The organism is Larkinella arboricola (assembly GCF_003259745.1).
In the GTDB taxonomy this organism is placed as follows: Bacteria; Bacteroidota; Bacteroidia; order Cytophagales; family Spirosomataceae; genus Larkinella; species Larkinella arboricola.
Genome location: NZ_QLMC01000005.1, coordinates 266452 through 292074 on the forward strand (window position 1 = coordinate 266452; position 25623 = coordinate 292074).

Genomic DNA, 25623 nt, shown 5'->3' on the forward strand with positions numbered 1-25623 from the left:
GGCTTACTTCCAGCGGCTGATGTCGATCACGTTGGGGCAGAAATCGTATTCGTCGGGCTGATTGGAGCCAATCAGCAGCAATTGACCGGAAAGCTGGCGAACCCGTTCCTGATACCAGGCTACGCCCTGTTTGTCGAGGTTGGAGGTGGGTTCGTCGAGAATGACAATAGACGCTTCGGAGTAAAAAGCCAGCCCTAACTTCACCCGCTGCTTCATGCCGGACGAAAACGCCTTGATCTCCTTGTGCCGGGCGTGGGTGAGAAACATCAGTTCACAAAGCTGCTCGGATGTCAGCTGGTTTTTGAACGGTTTGAACGACTGGTGAAACGTCAGCAGTTCAAGCAGGGTCAGTTCTTCAATCAGTTCCAGATACGGGGCCGCCACCACCAGATGCCGAAACCAGTTGTCGACCTCCAGCGAGTTTCCTTCGTGTGTGTAGCGAATGGTGCCTTCCGAAGCGGGCAGAACACCGGCCAGGGTTTGCAGCAGCGTGGATTTGCCGCTGCCGTTGGGACCCACGAACGTATAGCTCGAACCCGCTTGCAGGGTTAGGTCAACGTTCCGGAAAATCCATTCGCGCCGGAAGCGCTTGCCAAGTCGTTCGGTGGTAATATTCATGGAAATGATAAATGATGAATGATGCGCGATAAGTTACTTTTCGGTTGTGCCTTCATCGTTCATCATTCATCACCCCTAATTAAAAATCACTCGCCTACTTCGCGGCCCGACGGTCCTTTCATGATGCCGCGTTCGGAGTTGCGGATGAAGTTGACGATTTCGTCGCGTTCGTCGGAAGGAGGCAGTTCCAGTTCGATGCGGGTCAGGGCTTCGGCGTTGTTCAGACCGCGCAGGTAGATGTAACGGTAAATTTCCTGAATCTGGTTGATCTGCTCGTTGGTATAGCCGCGCCGACGCAGCCCCACCGAGTTGATACCGGCGTAGGTGATGGGTTCGCGGGCGGCTTTCGAAAACGGCGGAACGTCTTTCCGCACCAGCGTTCCGCCCGAAATAAAGGCGTGGCTGCCGATTTTGGCAAACTGATGAACGGCACTGAAGGCGCTGATAATCGCCCAGTCGCCCAGGTGAACGTGTCCGGCCATCTGGACGGTATTGCCGATGATGCAGTGGTTTCCGATCCGGCAGTCGTGCGCGACGTGGGCGTAGGCCATGATCAGGCAGTCGCTGCCGATTTCGGTTCTGCGGTGTTCTTCCGTTCCCCGGCTAACGGTAGCGTATTCGCGAATGGTGGTATTATCACCGACAAAAGTCAACGTATATTCCCCTCTGAATTTCAGATCCTGAGGAATCGCTGAGATGACACCACCGGGATAAATGCGGCAGTTTTTGCCGATGCGTGCTCCTTCGTTAATGACGGCATGGGAGCCGATCCAGGTCCCTTCTCCGATTTCCACATCTTTATGGATGATCGCGAACGGTTCGATAACGACGTTATGAGCAATTTTAGCCTCAGGATGAACGTATGCAAGTGGTTGAAGCATCAACTGGGTGGTTTAACGTTTCAGGTTGATTGGTACGGGACTGGCAGGGATGCTGAAATTCAACGGTTCCCTAAGCCGGATATTTCAAACCTTAAACCTATTTTTTCTTAACAAGACTGGCGATCATTTCGGCTTCACAGACGAGTTGTCCGGCTACGTAACCCCGTCCGGACATTTTGACGATGCCCCGTTTCATGGGTGAGATAAACTCACAGCGGAAAATAACCGCATCGCCCGGAACCACGTTCCGGCGGAAACGGCAGTTTTCGATACCGATCAGGTAGGGCCAGTAATTCTCCGGATCGGGAACGGTGCTCAGCACCAGGATACCGCCGGTCTGGGCCATCGCTTCCAGTTGCAGCACGCCCGGCATAACCGGATTGCCCGGGAAGTGGCCCATAAAATACTGCTCGTTCATGGTGACGTTTTTGACGCCGACCACGCTGTTCTCGTCCAGCGCAATGATTTTGTCGATCATCTGGAACGGGTAGCGGTGGGGAAGCAGGCTGGCTATTTTCTGAAAGTCGTAAACAGGCGGTTGCTTCGGGTCGTAGGTCGGAATGTTATTCGACGCATTTTTCTGCATCAGCTTTTTGATTTTTTTCGCGAAAGCAACATTGGCCGCATGGCCGGGCCGGGCCGCCAGTATCTGGGCTTTGAGGGGTCGCCCGACAAGCGCCAGATCCCCCACGAGGTCAAGCAGCTTATGGCGGGCCATCTCGTTGGGGTAGTGCAGGTCGAGGTTATTCAGAATGCCTTCTTTTTTATTGACACTGACTTTCGGTTTGTTCAGCAGTTCGGCCAGGTAATCCAGTTCACCTTCCCGCACATCGCGGTCTACAATCACAATGGCGTTGGTCAGATCACCGCCCTTGATCAGGTCCTGTTTGTAAAGTGCTTCCAGTTCGTGCAGAAACACAAATGTCCGGCACATGGCGATCTGCGACGAAAACTGGCTGATGTCGTTCAGGAAAGCGTGCTGGCTCGTAATTACCCGCGAGTTATAGTCCACCATAACCGTCAGCCGGTAATCGTTGAGCGGCAGGGCGGCAATTTCAATGTCTTTTTCTGGATTCTTGTAATGAACGTACTCGCTGATTTCGAAGTAGTTGCGGTAGGCGTTCTGTTCTTCAATACCGGCATCCTGCAACGCTTCGATGAATTTGATCGAACTGCCGTCCATGATGGGTGGCTCCGGACCATCGAGCTGAATCAGCACGTTGTCGAGTTGCAGCCCGACGAGCGACGCCAGCGTATGTTCAACGGTATGAATCCGGGCTCCGTTCTGCTCCAGTGTGGTGCCGCGGGAAAGATCGACTACATTATCAACATCGGCATCCACAATCGGCTGACCCGGTAAATCGACGCGCTGGAATTTATAACCGTGGTTTGCCGGAGCGGGCAGGAACGTCATCGTTGCCACCACGCCGGTGTGCAATCCGACACCCGAGACGGAGACGGCTTTTTGAATCGTTTGCTGTTTGGTGTTCATTCCGTAAGCTTCTGACCTGAAGGGGTTAAGTCACTCGTAAACAGTTTTTTGCCGGTTGCGGGTGACTACTGATTGTTTAATTTATTTTCTAACGCATGGATGCGTTTTTCGAGCTCCGGCAGCCGCTGGTAAACCACCTGCGAACGCAGGGCGTCCTTCAATTCAACGGCGGGTGCTCCGAACATCGATAAGCCTTCCTGTTTGATCGACTTCATAATGCCGGCCTGCGCTGCAATTTTCGTCTGGTTGGCAATCATCAGGTGACCGCTTACCCCGACCTGTCCGCCAATCTGGCAATTTTCGCCAATTTTGGAGGAACCCGCAATGCCAGCCTGAGCCGCCACAACCGTATTTCTGCCGATTTCAACGTTATGGGCCACCTGAATCAGGTTGTCTATTTTAGCGCCCTGCCGAATGATGGTGGATCCCATCGTGGCGCAATCAATGGTGGTATTGGCGCCGATGCTGACGTTATCTTCCAGGATGACGTTCCCCAACTGCGGTATGGGCCGGTACGTTCCGTCGGGCTGCGGAGCAAAGCCGAAGCCCTCGCTGCCGATGACGGCATTGGGTTTAACGACACAGTTCTGGCCGATTACCGTATTGTCGAGGATTTTGGCACCGCTATGAATAACCGTATTGTCGCCAACGGTGACGTTTTTGCCAATATAGACCTGCGGGTAAATTTTGACGTTGTTGCCGATCCGGCAATTTTCGCCGATGTATGAAAAGGCTCCCCGGTAAATACCGTCGCCCACCTGCGCGCTGTCGGCGATGAAAGACGGTTGTTCAATGCCGGTTTTTTCGATGTTCCGAAGCCGGTTTACCTGTTCGAGTAAAGTTGAAAAAGCGGAATAGGAGTTATCTACGAAAATTAAAGTCGCCTTGACGGGTTGCCGCGGCTGAAAATGCTTGCTGACAATGACGGCCGATGCGGCTGTTGTATACAGGTAATGTTCGTATTTGAGATTGGATAAAAAGGAGATGCTGCCTTCTTTTCCCTCTTCGATTTTGGACAGTTGATTGATTTTCAGAGAATCATTCCCATCAACCGTACCGCCGAGCAGGGCAGCAATCTGCTTCACTGTAAATTCCATAGAGTTGACGTTGTCGTCGTTGGAGCTATGTATGAGTTGGATAATCGTGCCGCTAAGGTAGAGAACAAATTGAACTATACCAACCGGACAGGTTGTTGAGTCAGGTTTTTCGCCCAGCAAACGTAGTATCGTTTGACCATGTTGGTGAGCGCTTTAATACCGGGAAGATCGGACGCATCGGCAATGTCGATGATTCGACCGTCTTTCATTTTGATGTTTATGTTGTCAATGGAAGGCAAATAAGCCGAGTTGGTCGCCACGCCTTCGACCAGAAAATAGGAGAGTTCGTCCTGCTGAAGCCCGGCATCCAGCAACTGCTGCTCGATTTCGCGCACCAGTTCACCGGCAAACGGAACATCCGACATCAGGATTTTAAAAAGCCGCCGGTCGAGCAGCAGTTGACAAAGGGTGGATAAAACCCGGTCGGGGTGTTGGCTCCAGAATTTGATGCACGTCCAGATGTCGTAATCATCCAGTTGAGAAAAGGCGCGGAGGTATTCCGGGTGCTGTTCAAAATCGTCCATTGTAATTTTCCGGGACAGGAACGTGTGCAGGGCCGGGGTTGTAAAAACCGTCGGCACGCCGGAATACTCAGCCTCGGTCTGGCTGAGTAAAAACCGGGCCCGCCGGATAATCTGCAACAGCATGGCTTCGGCGCAGAGGGAGGTTTTGTGCAGGTACACCTGCCAGTACATCAACCGGCGGGAGCTCAGAAAATTTTCGATGCTCAGAATGCCTTTTCCTTCCACCACCAGGTGGTCATCCACCAGGTCCAGCATTTTAATGATGCGGTCGGCGCCGATGGTTCCTTCGGCTACCCCCGTGTAGAAACAGTCGCGGTTGAGGTAATCCATGCGGTCCATGTCCAGCTGACTGGAAACCAGTTGATGAAAGAAAGGCCGGTGGTAGGTTCCTTCAAACATCTGAATGGCCAGCGTCAGCCCGCCCCCAAACTGCCGGTTCAGTTCGTGCATCAGCAGCAGCGACAGGCGTTCGTGCGGGATGCCTTCCAGAATCGTATATTCCAGTACGTGCGAAAACGGTCCGTGGCCGATATCGTGCAGGAGAATGGCAATCTGGGCCGCGTCGCACTCGGCTTCCGAAATCTTGTGGCCTTTGCTACGCAGGGTCTGGATGGCCTGCCCCATCAGGTGCATGGCGCCCAGGGCGTGATGAAACCGCGTGTGCAGGGCACCGGGATAGACCAGTTCCGACAGGCCGAGCTGTTTAATCCGCCGGAGCCGCTGGAAATACGGGTGTTCGACCAAATCAAACGTCAGATCGTTTGGCAGGGTAATAAACCCGTAGACGGGGTCATTAAGGATTTTTTTCTTGTTCTGAGAGGCCAACGGCGAATGGTGCAGGTTTACAGGCAAATATACGCCAAAAGGGTACAAAATGTTGCGGGATAGGCCGGTCCATCGAGCGAACGGACTTTTGTCTGAACAATTTGTCGTAAAAGCCTATTTTTATATATTTGCAAACGCTTTCTTCGTTTGGAGCAAGCGGCCGGGTTACCGGTTCGGGCCTATAGCTCATTCGGTTAGAGCAACTGACTCATAATCAGTAGGTGCTTGGTTCGATTCCAAGTGGGCCCACGAAACACGAAAATTACCCTAAAAAACCCCGAAAACAGGCTGTTTTCGGGGTTTTTCCGTTTCCTAATCGGTTTCCTAATAAAATTCCACGCCAATTTTTCCTAATTCTCTCCTAATGGGAAATCATCAGACCTTCAGTCAAAAGGTGATCATCAAGGATGATTACGTGAAGAAAGATGGCACCAGCCAGATACACATTTATGTGTCGATTGACGGGAAATGGACCCGGATTCCGCTTAAAATCTCATGGCCGCCAAGCCACTTTGATAAGGCCGCCGGAAAGCTGAAACCGCGCCATGAGAAGGACCAGGACTGCACTGATTACAGCATGATCATTGTCACCGAATGCAGCAAAATCAATGAGATTTTTAAGTCACACCGGCTATCTGGAAAAGTGCTGACCATCGATAATCTGGAAAGGGAGTATTACAACTTCAAGGCGCGTAACTGCTTTCTGCGGTACTTCGATAATGAATCAAGGGAACGGTATAAACGTCGGAAGATTGAGAAGGGAACCTACGATTGCAACCAGGTCGCGTTGAATAAGCTGAACGAGTTTTGGATTAAGGAGTGCCAGAAGAAGGTAAAAGGTAGGAGGGAAGAAGCACCAGTGGAGCCAGAACGGTTCCCACATCCCTTGCCGTTCAACCAGCTAACGAAGCAACTATTGGAGAACTTTGCGGCCTTCTGCAAAAATCAACACGGTAATGAGCCGGTAACAATTTCTAAAAATCTTCGGGACATTAAAACCTACGTCAACCGGGCGCTGGAAGACAAACACGTCTTTGATAATCCGTTTAAAAACTTCAAATACAAGGCGATTGAAAGTTTACCACACGCCCATACAGAAGAAGAATTACAGGCGCTTTTGAAGCTGGTAAATCACCCCGTCACCTCTGATGCCTGGCGTCAGGTTTTAGCCCATTATCTGTACAGTTGTTTTACGGGCCTTCGTATCTCTGACATCCAGGCTGTCAGCCATGATAACATACAGGGTGATTGGCTGGTGATTAAGCCGTACAAAACCAGGCGCTTTAATAAGATCGTCCGGATACCCCTGCACCCGATCTGTCAGACCTTTATTCATTCCACCACCGGGAAATTATTCAAGACCTTTTCTGAACAGTATACTAACCGGATTTTAAAGAAAATCGGCGAATACCTTAAGTTTCCGTTCGATCCAACAACCCATACTGCCCGGCATACCTTCGGAACTCTGTTTATTGAATTAGGCGGTGATGTGGTTACGCTGAAGGATTATATGGGACATTCAAATCTTGAAACGACTATGAAGTACGTCCATATAAGCGAGAAGCGGAAGAAGGAGAAGATCAATGTTTTCGATAAGCTATTCTGCAAACAGGAAAACAAAAAAGATGCTGCCTGAAAAAGCCCTTCCGCTCTGGAAGGGCTTTTACCAAATATTATATAAGTTTTCGATCTGTCGACCTGGTTGAATCTCCAAAGATTATTCTCTCAATTTAAAGTATTTGCTCAGTTCTTAATGCTCTTTCAATTTTTTCAATTACGTTTCCAAAGGGCTCTCTTACTGTAATATCCCTGTTTGTCAACCAAATTTTAGTCATTTCAACCCCATCCTTCCCAACACTAGTAATTGCTTGAATTACATCAATGTTGATTACATACTCTTGATTAGTAAATTCAATAACGCGAATAAATCTAGCCATAATTTTAAAGTTTAGTTTAGATGCCGGTCACCCGGCTATTGAAGAACGTTGAGCAAATCAGATTGTATTCAAAATTCACGCATTCAGGGCGAAACTGACAGGACGGCTTTTATACCTTCCACAAATCCACTTCCGCCGGAATAATATTTTCATCGGCACCCAACACCGCTTTCATGCTGCCGATGATATAATTGACCCCCCGGATATGCACCTTATTCCGGAAACGGAAGGTTGCCAAATCCGCCGGAGTCAGGTACAGAATCTTCCGGATCAGGAATGTATTGGCCTTAAACCGCTCAAACGCTCGCCAATGGTAGTCCACCAGGTTCCCCGCGCCGTTCCACACTAGCCGCCGTCCGTTGATTTCATTGGTGGCCACCGGTCGGCCGTCAGTTATCCCTTTCCAGAATAACAGGCGGGGCATTCCCCGGGCTGCTGAATCCTTGTTATAGACACTAATTCCCGGTTGTGAAGTCATGGCCAAACCGCTGGTAGGGTTGGTCTGAAGGGTACTGAACCGGCTTTGGATCGGGAGCAAACTTCCCCCGGCGGTCTGGGCTGTTTCGGCCGTCGTGTATTTATCGAAATCCGCCGGGATCGGCTTCATTAACGCATCGTTGCCGTCAATGGCATACGATAGTTCCAGCCGGTTCTGTAGCTCCGGAAGCTTCGTATGCGTCGGTTCGGCCTTGGCGCTCCAATCCAGCATCGTCGGAGCCTTCAGGATGTCATCCGAATAATCCAGGGTACATAAACGCCTACGGACGTCAAAGTCCATGTACAGGTTGAATTTCTGCCGGAGCGCAATCAGCAGTTGCGGGAACGACAGTTCCGGCAGGTGGTTTTGATACTGGATCGTCGAAAGTTCGTCCAGGCTGTACAGGTTGAAGAACAACAGCCGCAAAATGTCCGGGTCTTCCAGAAAGCCGCCATCAAACTGCCACCCCGTCATTTCACCAAATTGCTGAAATAGCCAGGGCAGAAAAACCATAGGAACACGGGCCTTTTCGTCCATCACTCCGGACACCACATCGACCCGGTTCATGGCATTATTAAATCCCGGTACTGAACCGTTATTTCCATAAAATCCCGGGTTTTCAACCTGGGGGAAGGCGAAGGGGGCAGTTAGGTGATCGACGTCCAGCACCGGAGCCGCCGGAGCCGCCACCGATCCGAAGTCAATATCCGGCAACAACACATTTTGCAGATCACCGAATATTTCCCCGAGGTTCTGCGTGAAGTACAGGTTATAGCTGCCCGAGGGAGCGTCCTGAATCTTCACGTAACCACGCTCAATCAGTTGGGTATTCACATACTTCTCACAATAAAACTTTCGATTTCGGTAAGGTACCTGAGCCTGATTGACAAAGCCCAGAATCCGCCGGTTTAAGGGTGTGTCGGGCAGGGTAAATCCGTACACGCGTGAACCCTGCACCGCCGAAAAGTCCAGCATGGGGTTAAAACGTTCCAGCGTCAGACGCGTTCCGGGCGTCATATCGACGCTATAGCCATCAATTCGAATATCAACCATGGGTGTTGTGTTTGAAGGGATCGACCGGCGAAACCAATCGGCCGGCCGATCCAGAATGCAGATTTATTTCAGGTCGGAATCCCCGGCCACGACGTTGATTTGGTTCATGACGTTGACGAACGTTTGAACCGACAGGTCTTTGGCGGCAATGCGGTCCAGGTAGCCGTTGGCGGTTCGTTCCACTGTAATGAGCTCATCAATCTTGCCGGTTAAGCTGGTCGCCAGGGCGTCATTCTGCTGCTTCAGGGTTGGAAGCAGGGTATCCGCCATGAACGCTTGTAATTCACCCAGGGCGTCCACCGTCATTCCGGTGTTGTCGGCAATGTCCATCATCATGTTCTGACTTTTGGAAATCTCGCTATTGGCTGTTGAGATAGTGCCCGACATATCCCCATCCGCCCCCGGCACCGAAATTCCATCCGACGGTAAGCCACCCGTATCGTAGCTTCCGGCATCGTAGCTCTGATTGGCTAACGCGTCCATTTCGGCCTGCATCTTGGCCATTTCTGCTTCCTGCTCTGCGGCCATTCGCTTGGCTTCTGCTTCAGCTTCTTTGGCCTGTTTCTTGGCTTTACGGGAGCCAAACAGATAGGATTTACCGTACCCAAGCGGTTCGAGGTAATCCCGGTAACTGCCGCCGTCACTAATCCCCCCATTGCCGTAGATCGGGGCGCCGTTCCGGTGCAGGGAGCTATGAAGCAAGCGGTCGATGACGGGCCGGTTATTTTTGTAGGTATTGCGGCTCAGAATCATAATCGGTTCATCCCCTTCCATTTCGCCCACTTCTTCCCCGGTATCCCGGCGAGTCAGCGAAATTCCCGACTGTCCGTATTGACGACCGTGCCCAGGGCCTTGGGGAACACCGGCATTCCGGACGTAACCACCCTGTTTGTAGGACGGTGGCTTCTGGTTTTTGATAATACCAATCTGGATACCGGCCAGTACTGCCGAAGCGGCTACCCCCACCAGACCAAGCGGAAAACCCAGGGTTGCCAGAGACTTCAACGAAGCCTGGGCGGCATTGATCAACGCGGCCGCAATGTTCAGCGTCTTTTCCCGGTTGAATGCCTGAAGCTTGGCGTTTTTCTCCCGGGCATCGCTTTCTTTCCGAACCCCGTCAATGGCATCTTCCAACTGCTCTTTGGCATCGAGCCGGGAATTATACTCGTTTTCCAGATTCTGAAGTTTCTTCTGGGTTTCCGCCCGTTCTTCATCCGTCCTGGCTTCTGAATACTCCTTGGTTAACGCCAGCTTCTGAACTTCGTAATCTTTCTCAAAGGCTTCTATTTTGGCAATTTCTTCCTGTTTGGCCGCAATGGTTTCATCCCGTTCTTTGGCAATCCGGGCCAACTGACGCTGAGTGTACTGGTCATTGATATTATTCAGCGTTCCCACCACTTGGCTGGCAATGCCCAATGTTTCCTGCCCCTTCTGGGCGAAGTCCTGAAGGCGCTGGTTATTAGCCGCTGCATCGTTGGCCAGCTTCTTATTCAGGAAATCCATGAAGCCGTTGTAATCCCCGGTCATCAAGCCATTGATGGCGTTGAAAAACTGGTCAGCGTTGGCTTTTCGTTTGTCCAGGTGCTCCTTATCCAGCGCCGTTTTATCCTGCTGGTATTTGGCATCAGCCGCGGACTTCTGAGCCAGTAAACGGGCGTCAATCGCTTTATCGGCTTCCGCCCGTTTATCGGCATCTTCAATCAGTGCCTTGTTTTTCTCTTTCTCGGCCTGGGCTTCATTCTCGAGCTTTTGTTTGGTATACTTCAGTTCAGCATCCAGCCGGTCCAGCTTTGCCTTGAAAATCTTATCGGCATTATCTTTCGCCAGTGACAGGTTTAAATCTGCATTGGCGGCTGCTTCTTTAAACTGGCTATCAAATAGCTGTTTTTCAGCCTTCAGGGCGTTGTCACGCTGCTGCTGCTCTTCCCTGGCTTTCTTGGCCCGAGCCTTTTCTTCATCGGCCGCTTGGCCATCTTTTATGGCCTTTATCTCTTTGGCCAGATACTCCTGAATCTGCTTTTCGACCTGGGCTAATTTTTCTTTATCGGTAATGGTCTTCCGGGCAATTTCCAGTTCACCGTTGGCGAAAGCCTGCGCCTTTTTGATTTTCTTGACATACTCATCTTCCAACCAGCGGTCGAGTAGCTGATCCTGTTTCTTCTGGGCGTCGGCCTGTATTTTCTCTACCCGGCGTTGGTGGTCGGTTTCCAGCAACGCCAACTGTTCATTCTTCGTTTTCTGGGACGCCACCGATTTTTTGACGGCTTCAACTTCCCGCTTGTAGCGCAAATCTTCCTTGGCCACTTCGCGTTCCACTTCACTTTTGATAGCCGCAACCTTCATGTCCTCAATCTTTTTCAGACTGTCGGCTTCGGCTTTCTGGTGCTCTTTCGCTCGTTTTTCGGCTTCCTTCTTGGCTTCCGCTGAAACCGTTTTCCCAGACTTGACCGTATCATCCTCAATCTTTTTATTCGTGGCTTTAGATTGCGCTTCCCGGCCCGTTTCGGTTTTCTTCCACGAATCTTCGATGGATTTAAAGTTGGCCTGGGCGTTTTTGGCCAACGTGTCGAAACTGGCTTTGGGATCTAATTTGAAGTCGGCCCCAAAGAAGTTCAACACTTCCTTTCCCTTGTTCTGAAGGGCGTTTAGCCCATCAACAAACACCTGAACCGCGGTCAATGCCAGCCGAATGGGGGTTAGAATGGCGTTGAAGACATAGCCAATTCCTTCCATCACTTTTTGCGTTGTGATGGACTCACTGTTTAATCCAAACAGGCTACCGACCAACTGACCGATGGACCGGAACGTACTACCGACGACATCTACTACCGAATCAAACACCTGAACCACCGGGTCAGAGAACTTGACCACATCAACCAGGACTTCAATTAGGCTCGAAATCCAGCTAATCAGGCCGTTAAAGCCATCTTTGCCTTTGTTGAAAATCCCGGCGTATAAGCTATCCAACTTGTCGCCCATGTTGGCCAACTGTCCTTCCGTCCCCTGGGAAATGGTGGCCGTCATACCCATGACGCCGTTCATTTCTCCAAAGGCGGTAATAGCTCCCAGAACCCCCGCTTCCGAGCGTTCCACCTCCTGCGTTACCCCCTTGAACGTCAGGCTGACTTTATCCCCGTTGGTCTGGGCCTTGATCCCGAATTCGTTCCACCGATCGGTATTGTTGACGTCATTGATGGCTTCCACCAGATCACCCATGGGCTTGCTGCTGGTGTTGGCTACATCCGCCAGTTTTATCAATTCTTCCTGGCCTGGCCGAAGTCCCCGGTTCGCCATTTTGATGTAGCTATCCGTCATTTCGTCCAGCGAGAAGTTGGTTTTGGCGGCTACATCCTGAAGCATTTCAAATGCTTCGGCCCCTTTCTGGGTATCGCCCAGAGTGGTGTTCAGCACGTTTTGATACTTCTCAAACTTGGCCCCGGTTTCGACGACTTCTTTACCGAACTCAAACACGGCCCGGCCCGCTTCCATGATGGCGTCATAGGTGAATGCCGCGGCCAAATGGCCTTTGAAGGTTCCCCAAAAGCTGGTCTGTTCGTCCCCTTCCCCCTTCAGCCGCTTCATCTCTTCCCGGACTTCCGAAATCCGGTTTTCGACTTCGGCCACTTCCTTCATTTTGGCAATCCACTCTTCCGAACCGGTTTTCAAACCGTTGAGCTCACTGTTCAATTGCCGGGAGCGGAAGGTTAATTCGGCCATCGAAGCATCATTGATGTCGATGTTTTTCTTCATCTCCCTCAATTCTTCGTTGATGTCCTTCTGACGAAGTTTCAGTTCCTTCCAGGCTTCCGAACCTTCTTCTCCGGATTCTTTCATCCGGCGCAATTCTTTGTTGATTTCCTTGGCTTCCGTCTGAAGGGCGACGAACGTTTGTGCAGCGTCGTCACCATCAATTTCAACCCGTAGCTTACTGGTTTCCGTGGTGTTCATGGAGAAAATGAAAAAAGCTTTGACCCAAGTTGGACCAAAGCTTCTCTCTAAAACAGGACGGAATTCTTTATTCTATCGTCAATGATATATCGTCTATATAGATCGTTCCTGGTGCATTGCGATTAGCTGTACTAATAGTGATGTATAATTTTTCTGTAGGGCCAAACTTGTCCGAGTAGTTCTCTAATCTTAGTGTATACTCTTTAAAATCCGAATTATCAGCAATTCCAGAAATGCCTTCGTTTGTGTTCCAATAATTTTCAGTTTGATCGTTGTTAGTTAAACCCAGAGCAGACATCCAAACAGTAGCACCTATCACATTATCCGTTTTAATTTTTGCTTTCAATACTGGGGTTGCTCCTTTAGGAATAGACGGATTAAGGATGACTTGACGCCAATAAGCATATAATGGACTCCCCGTGTTCTGAATCCTGCTAATCATTAAGGAGTTAGGGCCGGAAGTGTAATGAGCGTTGGTTATATTACCCACAAAGTCTTTGGATAAAGTATCGACACTACTAGTCGCCGCATTATAAACAATAAATTTCCAGAAATTGGTTTTACCGCTTATTTCGCCATCCTGCAACAAATTGATAGGTTGTTTCTTTTCAATATCCTTCGGTTTACATCCGATGAAAGAAAGCAATAGGGAAATAGTTACTAGACAGATTGAAAACAATTGTTTCATGATAATATGAGTGTGAGTAATAAAGCTAAATTATTGTGACAAATACCCTGCAAAAATTGGACTACTCTTGGCTTAATTGTTACCGGCTTCCAACTGCTTTTTCAGATTGGCAATCACAAAACCGGACGCCATGGCCCGAACCCGCTTTTTGGCATGGTTGAAAATGTCCATTTTGGTGGAGTTGTACCAGGTACCGCGGTAGCCCCTTGCAACAGACGGAACCCGCCGTCGTCCCATGGCAATGGCCCAGGCAATCCGGGCCGTGGCATTCTTGACGGTGGGAACCTGTTTGCCCGGATACCCTTCCACGTAGGCAAAAACATTCAGGTCATGACGCTCCACGTACTCCATCATGGCTTCTACCGGTGGCATGTGGGTACCATACCGGAGCCGGGCCATATCTTTAAAGCGGCCGTACTGCCTGAAGTCGTATTCAATTACCAGTTGATGGGTCGTCCGGATTAGGCGGTAATTGAAATCCCGCCGGAGTTCTTCCGTCAGCACCAGACCCTTTTGCTCAATGGCCCGTTGAAACCACAAAATACCTTCCTGAGCCAGTTCAATGGCGGCTTCTTCGAATTGGTCAAAAAATTCTTCCGTCATGGGTTTTCTACGCTGATATACAACTTATCCCCCGAAACCGGCGTAAATACTGACGCGCCGTTATTGTAAAAAACGTTAATCTGCTCGAAGCCTTCCCCGTTAATGGTGATCAACCTATTGATCATCAGAACACCATTGTTATAAATTTTCACCCGACGTTGGGTGTTTCGGGTACCCTTGATCAGTAAGGTCCAGAAATCATAATACAGCACGGATACCGGGAAGTTCAGATCATTCGAAAACTGTGGAAAGATGTAACTCCCCCCGCTTCCCTGCACCGTCCAACCATTACCCATGCTTTGTTCGGTCGGTGATCCATACTGAATGGAAATCTTCGACGCATCCGAAACCCGGTAATGGAAGTGATCTGCGGGAACGTTGTAGGAGTACGTTTCCGGTGAAAACACACAAGCGCCGTTGGTGTTGGCGTATGCCTGAGTATTAAGTGCTTGCCAGGCGGCTTCCGCTTTGGCCTGGGCGTCGGCCTGGCTGATCTCGCTCCCGTAGGTTTCGGCGGCAATCGTAATCAGGGCCGTTGATCCCACTTGCCCCGTTGAGCAACCCTGTTTGGTGTAGGTTCCCTGTTTACTGATCACCGTATTGAGGTAGGGCGTCACCGCGCAATCCGGCGATACCACCGGCGGGATATAGCCTTCCGTACCCGGAATATTTGGCTTGATGGGTGCTTCGGCTACCCGGCTGTTATCGTCCAGGTAATACTTTTCGATGAGCGTTGCCGCTTTTTTACCGGTCCGTTTGCCATTGGCATCCAGCAGACAGGCCACCGCCTTGGGACGCCAGGCCGTGGCCCGGGGTATTACCCCCGTCAGGATCGGCAGTTTGGAAAAATTGCGCTTGGGATTGGTAAACCGAAACGTCAGCGTCCGGCCAATCAAATCTTCGTCATCGACCACCGGCCGCACCGAATCGAAGGAAGGCACCAGCGGCAAAAACGCCCGTTCGGAGACGTAATAGATTTCCTTGCTCAGTAGCAGTTCCTGAAGGTATTCCCGCTGCGCCTTCGATAGCCACCCCGTTGAAACCGTTAGTTGCCGTTCTCCGGCCGTGGCATTGATCACCGTTTCGGCGTAGGATGGCAGGTAATTATAATCCGGGTACCGCTCGGAAATGGAACGCACTACATTCAGGCTTTCTTCCCCCTGTCCGGTCAGGTACAGCGTATCAAACCCGCCCAGGCTGTTGGCAAACACAATGAACCGGACGTTCCGCCGGTACTGCTGATCCAGCCAGTAACTTCGATCTTCGGTCAGCCTGGCGCCGTTGGCATCTTCCAGCCAGACCCGCCAGCCAATCACCTGGCCTTCCTTTGATTCCAGTCCCAATGCCTGGTAGCCCACCGCGGCACAATACACCGTCATGGAAGCCACGTTGTCAAGACTGGCTACCGTGAAGGGGCTTTCGTCTGATTCTTCGGCATATTCCACCCGGCAGCGTAGGTTGATCTGGGACGGGAGCGGGGAAACATTCGTTAGCCAGTATAAAAACTCGGGTTGCTCCGGATGGACTCGCTTGTGATCTTCCGCCCAGGTTAAAAACCGCGTCCCCTGAATGTAATTGGTGAAAAAATAATCCTTGTACTCTGCAAAGTCCGCTTCGTCGATCCCCGCTTTAATGACGTAATCCACCGGGAACGTCTTTTCATAAATCGGCTCTCCGTAGTTTTCAATCCGGGCCGTCAGGTAATACGGACTCACCAGCCCTTCACAGGCCCGGATTCCATCCTGACCAAATTCCGGCGCGGTTCGGGTCAACAACCCTTCCAACTGTTCTTCGAGCTCGAAGTAAGCACCCCGGTAAATGGTCCCCTGAGACATCTCTTCCGGCGGTATCTCGCTCCCTTCCAGTTCCACCAATTCATTAAAGGTGTTGGAAAGGTAAAATTCGGGCACCATCACTTTCAGGAAGTATTGGAGTCCAGCCCGATCACTAAGCAGCGGGTCAGCGGCTTCGATGTTGACGACAATCGGGTTTAAGGCCAATTTCAACGGTAAAATCATCTTAGTAAACGTTGGCGTTGATGTTCATATCAAATTCAAATTCCAGCCGGAAGCCGTAATGGCCATCTGCCCAGAGTTGGGAAATGGGCTCCTTTCGCTGACCGAGCAAATCCGTGTGAATCAGCCCTTTCTTACGGTCTTTGCGAAGTTTGTGTTGCAGGTCCGTGACAATCTGAAGCCCCAGGGCGTAGGCGTCAATCTGGGCTTCATTGTCATCCAGGGGGGCAATTTGGAGAACGGAAACCCCGACGCGGAAGCGGTCATTGACGTGGGCCGCGTCGTTGTCCTGGGTGACAATGACGGGTTCTTCCAACCACAAAAAGGGGTAGTCGAAATCGGGCAGCGAACGGGCAAAGGCCATGCCCTTTTCAACCGAGCCGAACATAAAGAACTTAACAGACGGGTGCGCGTCGGCAAACGTCCGGAAGTACTGGATAAAGGTGTGTAAAGTGCCGGTCAGCATCATGGCTTTTTCTTTTTAATCGGAAGGTAAGCCACCGGCCGGGCAGTCGATAGGACACAATCCTGTGCGCCGGTCGGCCGGAGCCGCACAAAAAAGCCAGACCGAAAATCAGCCTGGCTTTATCATTCATCCAGTCATTCTTTATTCTAGTGCCCTTACCAGGCATCAAATTCATCATCCCGGGGAATCCGTGGACGGGCATTCCCGGGTAGGGATTGGGGACTTTCCGGGGCGGGGATTTTACCTTCCACCCGCGTTATATTTTTTTGAAGGATAATCAATTCTTTTTTCAGATTCTCTTTATCCCACCAAAGTAGGTAGCTGAAAAGCCAGCTTATTGCTGTGGTAGCTACTAGCCAGAACACCAGCGAATTATATATATCCATTGAAGTTTTCGTTTACTCGTTTTCTTCGGCCTGTTCCGCCAGCACTTTGGCCCGGGCAATCTTTAAATTAGTATCCTTCAGAAACAGCCATACCGTGTGGCCATTCTGCTTGCAAACCTTGTCGAAATCCCCAAACGTGCCCGTTTTGGCTATCTCCATCAGGGTCGTCACCAAGCCTTCGCCACCCGCGTACAGGGGCGGCAGATCGGCCGCGTCCGGGTCTGGTTCGTATACTTCCCGGTACATCGAAACGAACCGGCTGTTCATGGCTTCGAAGTACTGAAGAACGCCCATCACCACCCCCAGGCCCAGGGTCGTCATCCGCCCGGCACGTTCGTCGGCCAGAATGGTGTTGTATTCTTCCCGGGCGTCCCCGTTCCAGTCGGCCGACTTTCGAAAGCTTTTTAAATCCTTCCGGACCGGACGGCAAAGGGTGGTAACGAGTTGCAGAACGGCCCTGGGATTGGGATTCTCCGGCCGCGTGTAAGCCAGGTAGTGAATGTTGGCCATGGCAATTTCAATGGCCGTCGTGTTGCTGAAGTTGTCATCGGGCAACAGATAATCAACCCCTTCAAATTCAAAGGATTCAAAGGGTTTGTGGGTTAGTCGCTTCTCCCAAATCCAGCGCGTCAACTGCCCGAGTGCCCAGAGTTGTTCGGGCAGCAGATCCTTTTCAAACTTTTTGACCATCGGAAACAGCACCCGCAAGGCGGCATTCTTCAGACGGCCGCGGCTTTGCGGTTCCTGCTCGTTGAGTACCACGAGTTGAAGCGGAAGCAGTTGTTGAATCTGCTCTTCCGTACATTCTTCCCACCGCTCGGGAATCAGTTGGCTAACGCCGTCGATCTTAACCTTTTTCATCCGGACGCACCCAGTTTAATACGGTCAGGCACACAAACAGGAACAGCAGCATGGCCACCGCCCCCAGGGGAATCGCCCGGTCGTACAGGTACACTAAAAACACTCCAACCCAGGTAGGGAGTAAAATCATGGTTTCAGGACATTAATCAGGTCAATACTTACTTTCAGCAGCGCCAGCGTTCCACCGATTCGCCAAATCCAGTTTTCCGCCCGGGACGCCTTCAGCTTGCCCGTTTTCCGGGTCAAATCGGCCTGGATCACTGACGCCCGGCTTTCACATTCACCCATCCGGTCTTTCTCCTTCAGGGTGGAAACCAGCAGGCCCATTTTTTCTTTCTGGACCAACAGCAAATCGGTTCGGAGTTGCCCCGTTCGAATCTTCAGGAATTCGTACCGGTTCAGCGAATCGGCAATGGCCCGGGCGTTACGAACGAATTCAGTAATGTGGCTGACGCTATCGCTTGCGCTTGCCGGGGTGGATGTACTCGTTGATTGCGCGGACAGCTTCAAGGTCAGTAAGGTGCTGAATGCTATCAGAAACAATCTTTTGTTTGAGGTCCAGAATTTGAGCGTCTTTTTCACTGAGTTCGCGTTGTTTAATGGCCAATAAGCCTTCGTATACGATGGAATCCATAATGGCTTGACTCCGGGCGCTTTGCTTCAGCAGGACGGCCCGTTCGTCCTGGCAGGTCTGAAGCGTCTGGGAGTTGAGCAATTCACTGATTCCCCAACCCACCACCGACAAGACCACCGCCACGACGATTTCCCACACGAACCGTTTCCAGTCCCGGTTGATCCATTTCCAGAAGTTGAGTAGCCAGGTCATTTTATCGGTGGTAACGCTTTACGGGGTTTCGGATCGTCCAGTTTAAGCACGGCTTTATAGGGCCTGGCCGTTTTGATTCCGTCTAAGACCGAATCTTTTCGTAGCTGCTCATAGTCCACCGTCAGCATCGATAGGACGGCCGCGGTTAGCGCAATGGCTCCCGACAGTTCAATGGCGCTTCGTAGATGATCGGGAAAGGGTATCCCGTCGGTGGCAAGCAGAGCCTGTCCCCACAGGAGCCAGATCACGAGCGCAACAACCGTGGCACTTACCCTCAGAATGGGCCGGAAGAATTTGGACGTCGGCGCTTTTAGGCGCTGAAGAACGGTCAGTTTTGGATACATGGTTCATTGGAGTTGATTGAAAAGTGGTTGGTTGAAGAGTCACAATGACGGGCTTTCCGTCCCAGGGCCATTGAAGGAGTGTGAAGAATACCATACAGCCCCACCAACCGAAAAGAAGGCCACGCAAGAACGGTTTAATTGTGATTTCCATGAATGGATTCCCAATAGGGAGTAAGGTGGTTGACAATGGCTTTGACTTCCTTCAGCCGACGCCGAACCCGGTAGACGCCCCCGCGGCCGGTGCCGCCGGTGGTGTTAAAGCCGATGGTTTCAATGTATTCGGCTTCGGGATCGAAACGGACAGTCGCTAAACCTTCGATGTGGGAAGCATACAGGCTTACCCCGTCCATCAGTTGGGGCTTGCGGCCCACGCGCTGATTGCCCCGTTCTCCGCGTTTGTAGACCCACCGTTTACGGTTGGCAAACCAGGACGAGACACTACCGGCCCCGTTGAACGGAAGCTTTCCGATGTTGACTTTGTAGCAGTAGGCCAGCCCGGATGCACAGTAATAGGCATTCTTGGGCAGCCCAAACGTTCGGTTGATCTTGGTAATGACCGGGTGGTCATTGCGGTTGGTCAGTTCCTTGATTCCCACGTAGGAAGCCGCCGTGTCGGCAATGGCCATGCGGAGTGTCATTTCGTCCGGAAAGGTCAAAGCGACAACCGGCGGCTTCGTCGGGGTTGGTGTTACGGCTTGACCGTGTGGGATAAAGCCAAGAAAAATAATAAGCCCAATAGTAAGGCCGTGGTAATAATGCTTCGTTGCCATGGCGTTAAGTCTTCGTAGAACTCGGTGTAAAAATCCTTCCGGGACTTGAGAAATGGCAGGACGTAAAATCCGACGAAGGGCACGATCAAAAACAGGATGACCAGGGCGATGGGAAGCGAACTGAAAACGCTTAACTGCTCGAAAAAGAACTTCTGAATGCTGGTCAAATCATACGGCTGGAGACGCTGATCAATGGCCAGATTCCCGTTCAGGGCGTCGATGTGTTCTTTGTAGGCCATAAACTGGCTGTAGCAGAATTGAATCAGCAGCAGCACCCCGAGCACCTGAAACATCGCCGTCAGCTTCTTATGACGCTGCATCCAGGGCAGGGCGATGGCGGGTTCTTCGGACGGCTCCGCATGGGAAACAATCCCCAATTCCAGTTCCAGCCGCCGGGCTTCTTCATCCGCTTCCCGCGCCCATTCGTACAGGTTGCGTTTTTCGTTCTCATCCTGAGTCGCGCGGGCTTCCCGGCGGAAGCCTGCCGCGGCATCCAGGGCTTTTTGCCGTTCGTCGAACATCCGGGTTTTCTTCATTTCAGCGGCCAGGTTCTCCTTCATGGTCAAATCAGCCTGACGTTGTTGAAGCAGTAGAAATTCTTCATCCAGCCGATTTCTTTCGGCTTGTAATTCGTTTGGTTCCGGATTCATGGGCAGTGGTTTGATGGTGGCATCAGGACTGATACCGGTTAGTTTGGCGATCATAAAAAGCTTCGTTGGGGGTATGACAGAAAAGATTATCCGAGTACGAAATAGGGGTTGGCCGGATCATTGGGAAAGCCGCCCCTAGGCCCGGACGGGTTCGGCGCTTCGTACCGCTCATAGTGGTAGTAGTCGGGCAAAACAGTCGGGGACGCCGTGGTATTAAGGTATTTCACCAGGTCGGCCGCGTAGGCAGACGCCTTGTCTTTGCAATCCTTCAGGATGGCATTCAACCGGCCGGTTTCCAATTCGTCTTCGTTGACAATTCCGTCCGTCTCCGAGACAATCCGGAAGTCTTCGTTGATGTTTAGAAACGGGATGGCTTCAGCAAAAGCATGGTTGGCGATGGCCAGGCGGCTCAGTCGAAGGACTTCGGCTTCCTGTACGAAAAGGGTCAGCGGGGCCGTCTTCAGCTTGGTAATCAGGCCGGAATACAACGCCGGACCCAGAAGCGGCATCAGGAAATCCACTTCCGAATTATGCAGGTAATTCCGCACCGACAGAAACAGCCGTCTGCTTTCCCGTCCGGCCGGAAAGGCCCGGCTCCATTCGGTGGCTGACGCGATGATCCGGCCCCGGGTGACGGTATACGAAGGGGAAGCGGTCCAGGTCGGAAACTGATCGGCATGATGCTCAAGCCAGGACAGGGCCGTTTCAAACCACTGGTCGGCCTTGGCGGCTGCATCTTTCACCAGCGTCACGTACATCCACTTGGTTATGTTGGCCGTGTTGGCCGGGGTATTCATCACCAAACCGGCATCCCCGGTGGCCGTCACCAGATACGGGATGGCGTCCAGGTAGGCAAAGAACGCCAGGGCAGGCCGGAGCCGGTCCAGCAGCTTCTTTTGTTCGGGTGTTGGAGTGGTGACAGCGGCCAGTTCGTCATACAACTCTTCCCCAATGGCCGGGATAATGTGGCGGATTTCGGCCCCGCGGATGTAAGGTTCCCAGGTTGGCCAGTTCATGGTTTTTTGAATGCCGCCAACCTGGGCTTTAAAGGTCAGTATATCATTGATTAGCATCGTCTTTGTCGGTTTCAGTGGAAGGATTCGACCCGGAGTTTTTGGGCGTCACGTCGTAGTTGTAAAGCTGGATGTTGCGCACATCGAACATCATTTCCCAGGGCCAGCCGTTGACAGCCTGGGCAATCCGCAGGGGCGTCAGCAGAATGAAGCGGTCCACGTAGGTCAGAAAGTTTTGCTGATAGTTGGCCGCGGCTTCCAGTTCCTTGCCCGAGCCGCCCATTTTACTTCCGGTGTCGATCCCCGCCAGCGACGGCAAGACGCCATGGCCCGAAGCCTGGGCCACGTTGGCGGTGTTAAACAGGTTGGTGTAGGCATCATCGGACATTTTGTTGTCCAGGGGGGTAATCCTCACGCCGGGAATTTCCTTGCCGTTTACATCCGCTTTGTGGAAGGTTATCAGCGCCTTGTCGGTGTTTTCAACCCCCGCCAGTGTTTCCCCCATTTTCCGGAGGGTGGCCGCTTTTAAGGCTTCCTGTTCCTGTTCGTCTTTCCCTTCCACCAGGAAGTAATCATCCGGGATGGAAATATGGTACTTGATGTTGTAGCCGTTGTCTAACCCCGCGTCGTGAAATTTCGGGATCTTGTTGGCCACCTTTGACCATTCTTCCGTTGACCACCATTCCGGAAAACCAAAGTTGTCCTGACCCGGGATGTCGTCCTTCAGGTGCAGGATGGCCACCGGATATTTAGCCGGATTCTGTGGGTCAAAGGCCGGAACGACTTCGGTTTCTTCCTTCTTAAACGCCTTGCTGCCGAACTGATTCGGGTTGACCAGGTAAGCCGTCGTGCAGGTTTCTCCCCTGGCCAGCTTGCGCGGACGGATTTTGAAGGCGTCGATGGCATCAACCGGGCCTAACTTCCCATCGGTACCAAAAACCAGTTTGACGAAGACGTTACCCGAAAAGCCGTACTGAAAACAGATTCGAATCCAGGCCCGATCCCAATCATTAAGCCGTCGCCATTGCTCGAACTCCGGGAAAATAGCGGGTTTAAAGTAGGTCGGAGAACCCACCCCGGCGGTTTCTTCGGTGTGGGTGTAAACGCCCCGGCCCACCACAAAATCCCGGCGGGTCTTGATGAGCCGCCATTTGTTGGGAGACTCACAGGCCAGCCGGTGCATGTTGGCCAACTGCCTGTCTTTGTCGCCCCATTGAACGTGGTCCCCGCGGCTTCCGGTGTTGGGCGTGTTATTGGCGTTGGGGGAATACGCTATATCCGCGTTGCCGAATGTCACAAAGGCCCCGACGTTGCCGGTGTTGAGCGTGTAGACGTTGTGGGCCAGCTTCCGAATTTGCGTCATGTCAGTAGTTGTGAAAAATGGTCATGCCATTGAACTCCATCAGCAGTTCCACCTTGGCTTCAAACGTCTGTTTGGCGCGGCAGTCAAACAGCAGCAGCGCCCCGGCTCCCTTCATGTTTCGCCGGATGGTGCCCAAATCCTTCGTTCCGCCGGTCGATTCCGGCCGGACGGCCGTGGGATTCTTTTTGACTTCGGGTTTGTAGGAAGTGGACCCGTCGAGCTTGCGAAACTTCAGACTAAAGACCGTCCCCGCTTCCTGAATGGAGTGCAGAACCGTTTTCAGCGTAATGGTTTGTTTGGTGGCCATGCCGTGTGGTGAATTCAATGACGATACAAGCTTACATCCGCCATTTTTCCCCCTGTAGGACGCATTTTCAGGGGGTGCGGGGGGCGGTTTTGAGGGGTTTTGCAGTCTGTTTTAGAGGTAGTTAGTTCACTGTCAGAGTGTTGTGGGGTCGAAAATTGAAAAAGTGCCCCCATCAAACACGATCAGGTAGCCCGCCCTTTACCAGCGATGGCAATTGCCATTCGAAAAAATGGAATATAAAAAACCCGACCGGGTGGGGTCGGGTGGAATCTGTAACAATTTTGTGGGGGTGGGTGCCCTGGTCTAACTCAGAATGATGAGCTGGTTCCGGTAGCCCGGCGCGGAGCCGGTAGGCAGTAGCCGCTTGTACTTACCCCATACGATGTAGTCATACGCGTCCGTCCCATCGGTGGCGTACTCCCGGTTCTTGTTGTTGGGAGTTTCCTTTCCCTTATCCTTCTTAAAATTATCGACAGTACGCGTCTGCTGGATGGCAATAATGAACGGCTTGTTGGTGTTCTGATTGAAGCGCAGCCGGGGCGTTCTATCGCTGCTTTCGCCCAGCAGGTGGTTGATCAGAACATATTTATCCTTGTGCCCGGGGTAAACAAAACGCAGGTAGAGCTTATTGACCCGCCAACCTTTCTTGACCAGGTAATCACAGAACTGTTCCAGGAAAGGCTTATTGGTTTCACTGGTTCCGGCACTCTTTGCCTTCCCCGATGGATCGCCCCATACGTCTACTTCCCGGGCCTTGTGGTTGCTGTAGGCTACGTCGAACGCTTCCGCCAGTTGGACCACCAGGCTCGTTTGCTTATCGATACTGGGCTTTTTGAAGATGCTGTTGATTTGGCGGAACTCCTTGCCGATCTCCTGGCAGATGACCAGCCAGCAAATAGCCGCGTTAAAGTCCAACGATACTTCGAGCTTGCGGTCTTCCCGGTAGTCGTTGCTGACGTGCAGGTGGAGCCGGGTGCGCTCATCGTACTCATACGAGTAGCTTTGGTAGTAGCAGTGCTTCGATGTGGTAAACGCAAAGTAGAACCCGTCCGGGCGCTTGGTAATGCGTTTGTTCCAGACTTCCACGTCCAGCGTAAGCGGGTCCAATGACTCTTCCAGTACCTCATAATAATTCGCCGGTAACACGTCTTTGTTGTCTTCCCAGGTACTTTCCAGGAAAAGATTTTTGGGGGGAGCTGCGGCTTTTTCTTCGTCCGTCAGCTTGGCCCGTTCTTCCAGTTCAGCCTTCCAGCGGTCTTCCGTTTGCAGAATCCAGCCCCCTTCCGTCGTCCAGGGGGCAGAACTGAAGTCGTAAAAGCACAGGTGCAGAAAGTGCCTGGCAAACGGCGCGTAACGGTTGGCCCGTTTGGCCGGAAGCAGGATTGTCTTGATGAAATCAAAATTCAGCGTGGCCGACTCATCGGCAATAATGCCGTCATTGTTGATCCCCCGTTGACTATCCGGGCGGTCCTGACTGCATAACTGAATCGTAAAACCGTTGATGAAGGCAACGCAGTATTGCCAACCCCGTTTACCCGGGGAGCTATAGGGCCGAAGCCAGTGATCCGGCGGCTGCTGACCAATGACGTACACCCCCCAGGGGGTTACGCGGGAGTACTCCACATAACCCATCCGGGACAGGGCGTTTTTTAGCTCGGGAAGAACGATTAAATCAAGCTGCACATACGTCAGACCCGTCAAAATGACCTTCGCCCGGGGCAGGTTTTCAAACATCATGCCGGTGGTATACCCCAGGGTTGTGGTTTTACCCGATCCACGCCCACCCATAAAGGTTTTTCGGTTGGCCCGGCTCCGGAGAAACTTCACCTGTTTGGCATTGGCGTAAATCTGCCGGACTTTTTCCTTATTCGTCATCTTCCATCTGCTGTTTAAGGTTCTGTTTCAGAATGTTGACGTTGTTGATGAAGACGAATTTACCCGGCTTCATAAAGTCATCCGGATTCATACCCACCGTCTCATCATCCATCAATCCTTCCAGCTTATCGGCTTTCTCCGTCAGCTTCCCGGCCGCGTCGTAGTCTTCCTTCATCATGGCCAGTTGCGCCAGCAGGCGGTAGAAGTTGGCCGACGCCACTTTCTTCCCCGCTTTGTCCAGCCGGGAGGTCTGCCCATGCAGAAAAACGGCTTCCGAAATGATGTACCGGGCCTGCCGTTCCTGAATGTTGTATTCCTTCATGACCAGGGAAATCGTCGCTTCGAAGGTGCGGCCCATACTCAGCCATGACCAGGCTTTCCGGTATTTTTCGAGCATGGCCGCTTCTTCATCATTCAGGGGGGTACCGTTGTGGTAATAGGATAAAAACTTATCCATTTTGTGTTCATCCAATTGCAGCTTTTGCTTCAATTTGGCCAACGACAGTTTTTTTGCCATGAATCAACCATTTATCAATATTTTGCAAGCATACAACACAACGAAGCGGGATTCTAGGACGCCATGAGCGTATATTTGCTTCAACC

Annotated in this window: 25 protein-coding genes and 1 tRNA gene; 2 read left to right on the forward strand and 24 right to left on the reverse strand. The window is 51.8% G+C overall.

Features of this window, described 5'->3' with window-relative positions:
• Positions 1-3: 3 nt before the first annotated feature.
• From LX87_RS20260 to LX87_RS20280, 5 genes are all read right to left on the reverse strand, one after another.
• On the reverse strand, positions 4-618 hold the full coding sequence (locus LX87_RS20260) for an ABC transporter ATP-binding protein (RefSeq protein WP_111630098.1): 615 nt from the start codon (positions 616-618) through the stop codon (positions 4-6).
• Between the two features lie 86 nt (positions 619-704).
• On the reverse strand, positions 705-1499 hold the full coding sequence (gene lpxA / locus LX87_RS20265) for an acyl-ACP--UDP-N-acetylglucosamine O-acyltransferase (protein WP_111630099.1): 795 nt from the start codon (positions 1497-1499) through the stop codon (positions 705-707).
• A gap of 97 nt (positions 1500-1596) precedes the next feature.
• Entirely contained in the window at positions 1597-2991 is a 1395-nt protein-coding gene (locus LX87_RS20270; protein ID WP_111630100.1) for a bifunctional UDP-3-O-[3-hydroxymyristoyl] N-acetylglucosamine deacetylase/3-hydroxyacyl-ACP dehydratase, read from the reverse strand.
• 65 nt (positions 2992-3056) lie between these two features.
• Positions 3057-4088, reverse strand: a complete 1032-nt coding sequence (gene lpxD, locus LX87_RS20275; protein ID WP_111630101.1) for a UDP-3-O-(3-hydroxymyristoyl)glucosamine N-acyltransferase — start codon at positions 4086-4088, stop codon at positions 3057-3059.
• 74 nt (positions 4089-4162) lie between these two features.
• Positions 4163-5437, reverse strand: coding sequence for an HD domain-containing protein (locus tag LX87_RS20280; protein WP_111630488.1), 1275 nt, complete (start codon positions 5435-5437; stop codon positions 4163-4165).
• Between the two features lie 175 nt (positions 5438-5612).
• On the opposite strand from LX87_RS20280, the gene LX87_RS20285 reads away from it, so the two are divergent.
• Together LX87_RS20285 and LX87_RS20290 are read left to right on the forward strand one after the other, a co-directional pair.
• A tRNA-Ile gene (locus LX87_RS20285) sits at positions 5613-5686 on the forward strand.
• A gap of 115 nt (positions 5687-5801) precedes the next feature.
• Positions 5802-7073 carry a site-specific integrase gene (locus tag LX87_RS20290; RefSeq protein ID WP_111630102.1) on the forward strand — a complete coding sequence of 424 codons (1272 nt, stop codon included), beginning with the start codon at positions 5802-5804 and terminating at the stop codon, positions 7071-7073.
• A gap of 94 nt (positions 7074-7167) precedes the next feature.
• Here LX87_RS20290 and LX87_RS20295 read toward each other — a convergent pair whose 3' ends face one another.
• From LX87_RS20295 to LX87_RS20385, 19 genes are all read right to left on the reverse strand, one after another.
• Entirely contained in the window at positions 7168-7374 is a 207-nt protein-coding gene (locus tag LX87_RS20295) for a hypothetical protein (RefSeq protein ID WP_111630103.1), read from the reverse strand.
• A gap of 109 nt (positions 7375-7483) precedes the next feature.
• Positions 7484-8905, reverse strand: coding sequence for a hypothetical protein (locus LX87_RS20300; RefSeq protein WP_111630104.1), 1422 nt, complete (start codon positions 8903-8905; stop codon positions 7484-7486).
• A gap of 63 nt (positions 8906-8968) precedes the next feature.
• Entirely contained in the window at positions 8969-12853 is a 3885-nt protein-coding gene (locus LX87_RS20305; RefSeq protein ID WP_111630105.1) for a tape measure protein, read from the reverse strand.
• A 67-nt stretch (positions 12854-12920) separates the two neighbouring features.
• Positions 12921-13541 carry a hypothetical protein gene (locus LX87_RS20310; RefSeq protein ID WP_146624511.1) on the reverse strand — a complete coding sequence of 207 codons (621 nt, stop codon included), beginning with the start codon at positions 13539-13541 and terminating at the stop codon, positions 12921-12923.
• A gap of 72 nt (positions 13542-13613) precedes the next feature.
• On the reverse strand, positions 13614-14144 hold the full coding sequence (locus LX87_RS20315) for a hypothetical protein (protein WP_111630107.1): 531 nt from the start codon (positions 14142-14144) through the stop codon (positions 13614-13616).
• On the reverse strand, positions 14141-16150 hold the full coding sequence (locus tag LX87_RS20320; protein ID WP_211325344.1) for a DUF5977 domain-containing protein: 2010 nt from the start codon (positions 16148-16150) through the stop codon (positions 14141-14143). The genes LX87_RS20315 and LX87_RS20320 overlap by 4 nt, the downstream gene beginning before the upstream one ends.
• 13 nt (positions 16151-16163) lie before the next feature.
• On the reverse strand, positions 16164-16628 hold the full coding sequence (locus LX87_RS20325) for a hypothetical protein (protein ID WP_111630109.1): 465 nt from the start codon (positions 16626-16628) through the stop codon (positions 16164-16166).
• Between the two features lie 395 nt (positions 16629-17023).
• Entirely contained in the window at positions 17024-17872 is an 849-nt protein-coding gene (locus LX87_RS20335) for a hypothetical protein (protein ID WP_111630111.1), read from the reverse strand.
• Positions 17859-18002, reverse strand: a complete 144-nt coding sequence (locus tag LX87_RS28845) for a hypothetical protein (protein WP_170139401.1) — start codon at positions 18000-18002, stop codon at positions 17859-17861. The genes LX87_RS20335 and LX87_RS28845 overlap by 14 nt, the downstream gene beginning before the upstream one ends.
• On the reverse strand, positions 17999-18382 hold the full coding sequence (locus LX87_RS28600) for a hypothetical protein (RefSeq protein ID WP_146624512.1): 384 nt from the start codon (positions 18380-18382) through the stop codon (positions 17999-18001). Before LX87_RS28600 ends, LX87_RS28845 begins: the two co-directional genes overlap by 4 nt.
• Positions 18327-18698 (reverse strand): hypothetical protein, encoded by a 372-nt coding sequence (locus LX87_RS20345; RefSeq protein WP_111630113.1) that lies wholly within the window; start codon positions 18696-18698, stop codon positions 18327-18329. The genes LX87_RS28600 and LX87_RS20345 overlap by 56 nt, the downstream gene beginning before the upstream one ends.
• Entirely contained in the window at positions 18695-19042 is a 348-nt protein-coding gene (locus LX87_RS20350) for a hypothetical protein (RefSeq protein ID WP_111630114.1), read from the reverse strand. The genes LX87_RS20345 and LX87_RS20350 overlap by 4 nt, the downstream gene beginning before the upstream one ends.
• A 134-nt stretch (positions 19043-19176) precedes the next feature.
• Complete coding sequence (locus tag LX87_RS20355) at positions 19177-19812, reverse strand: hypothetical protein (RefSeq protein WP_146624513.1); 636 nt, start codon at positions 19810-19812, stop codon at positions 19177-19179.
• Positions 19731-20516, reverse strand: a complete 786-nt coding sequence (locus LX87_RS20360) for a hypothetical protein (RefSeq protein ID WP_111630116.1) — start codon at positions 20514-20516, stop codon at positions 19731-19733. Before LX87_RS20360 ends, LX87_RS20355 begins: the two co-directional genes overlap by 82 nt.
• Positions 20517-20548: 32 nt before the next feature.
• The gene (locus LX87_RS20365; protein WP_111630117.1) at positions 20549-21535 is read right to left on the reverse strand and encodes a DUF6712 family protein; all 987 of its coding nucleotides are present in this window, start codon (positions 21533-21535) and stop codon (positions 20549-20551) included.
• Positions 21522-22838 (reverse strand): hypothetical protein, encoded by a 1317-nt coding sequence (locus LX87_RS20370; protein ID WP_111630118.1) that lies wholly within the window; start codon positions 22836-22838, stop codon positions 21522-21524. Before LX87_RS20370 ends, LX87_RS20365 begins: the two co-directional genes overlap by 14 nt.
• 1 nt (position 22839) lies before the next feature.
• Complete coding sequence (locus LX87_RS20375; RefSeq protein WP_146624514.1) at positions 22840-23145, reverse strand: hypothetical protein; 306 nt, start codon at positions 23143-23145, stop codon at positions 22840-22842.
• Positions 23146-23448: 303 nt separating this feature from the next.
• Positions 23449-25020: a hypothetical protein gene (locus LX87_RS20380; protein ID WP_111630120.1), complete on the reverse strand. Its 1572-nt coding sequence runs from the start codon at positions 25018-25020 to the stop codon at positions 23449-23451.
• Complete coding sequence (locus LX87_RS20385; protein ID WP_111630121.1) at positions 25010-25537, reverse strand: hypothetical protein; 528 nt, start codon at positions 25535-25537, stop codon at positions 25010-25012. Before LX87_RS20385 ends, LX87_RS20380 begins: the two co-directional genes overlap by 11 nt.
• Positions 25538-25623: the final 86 nt, after the last annotated feature.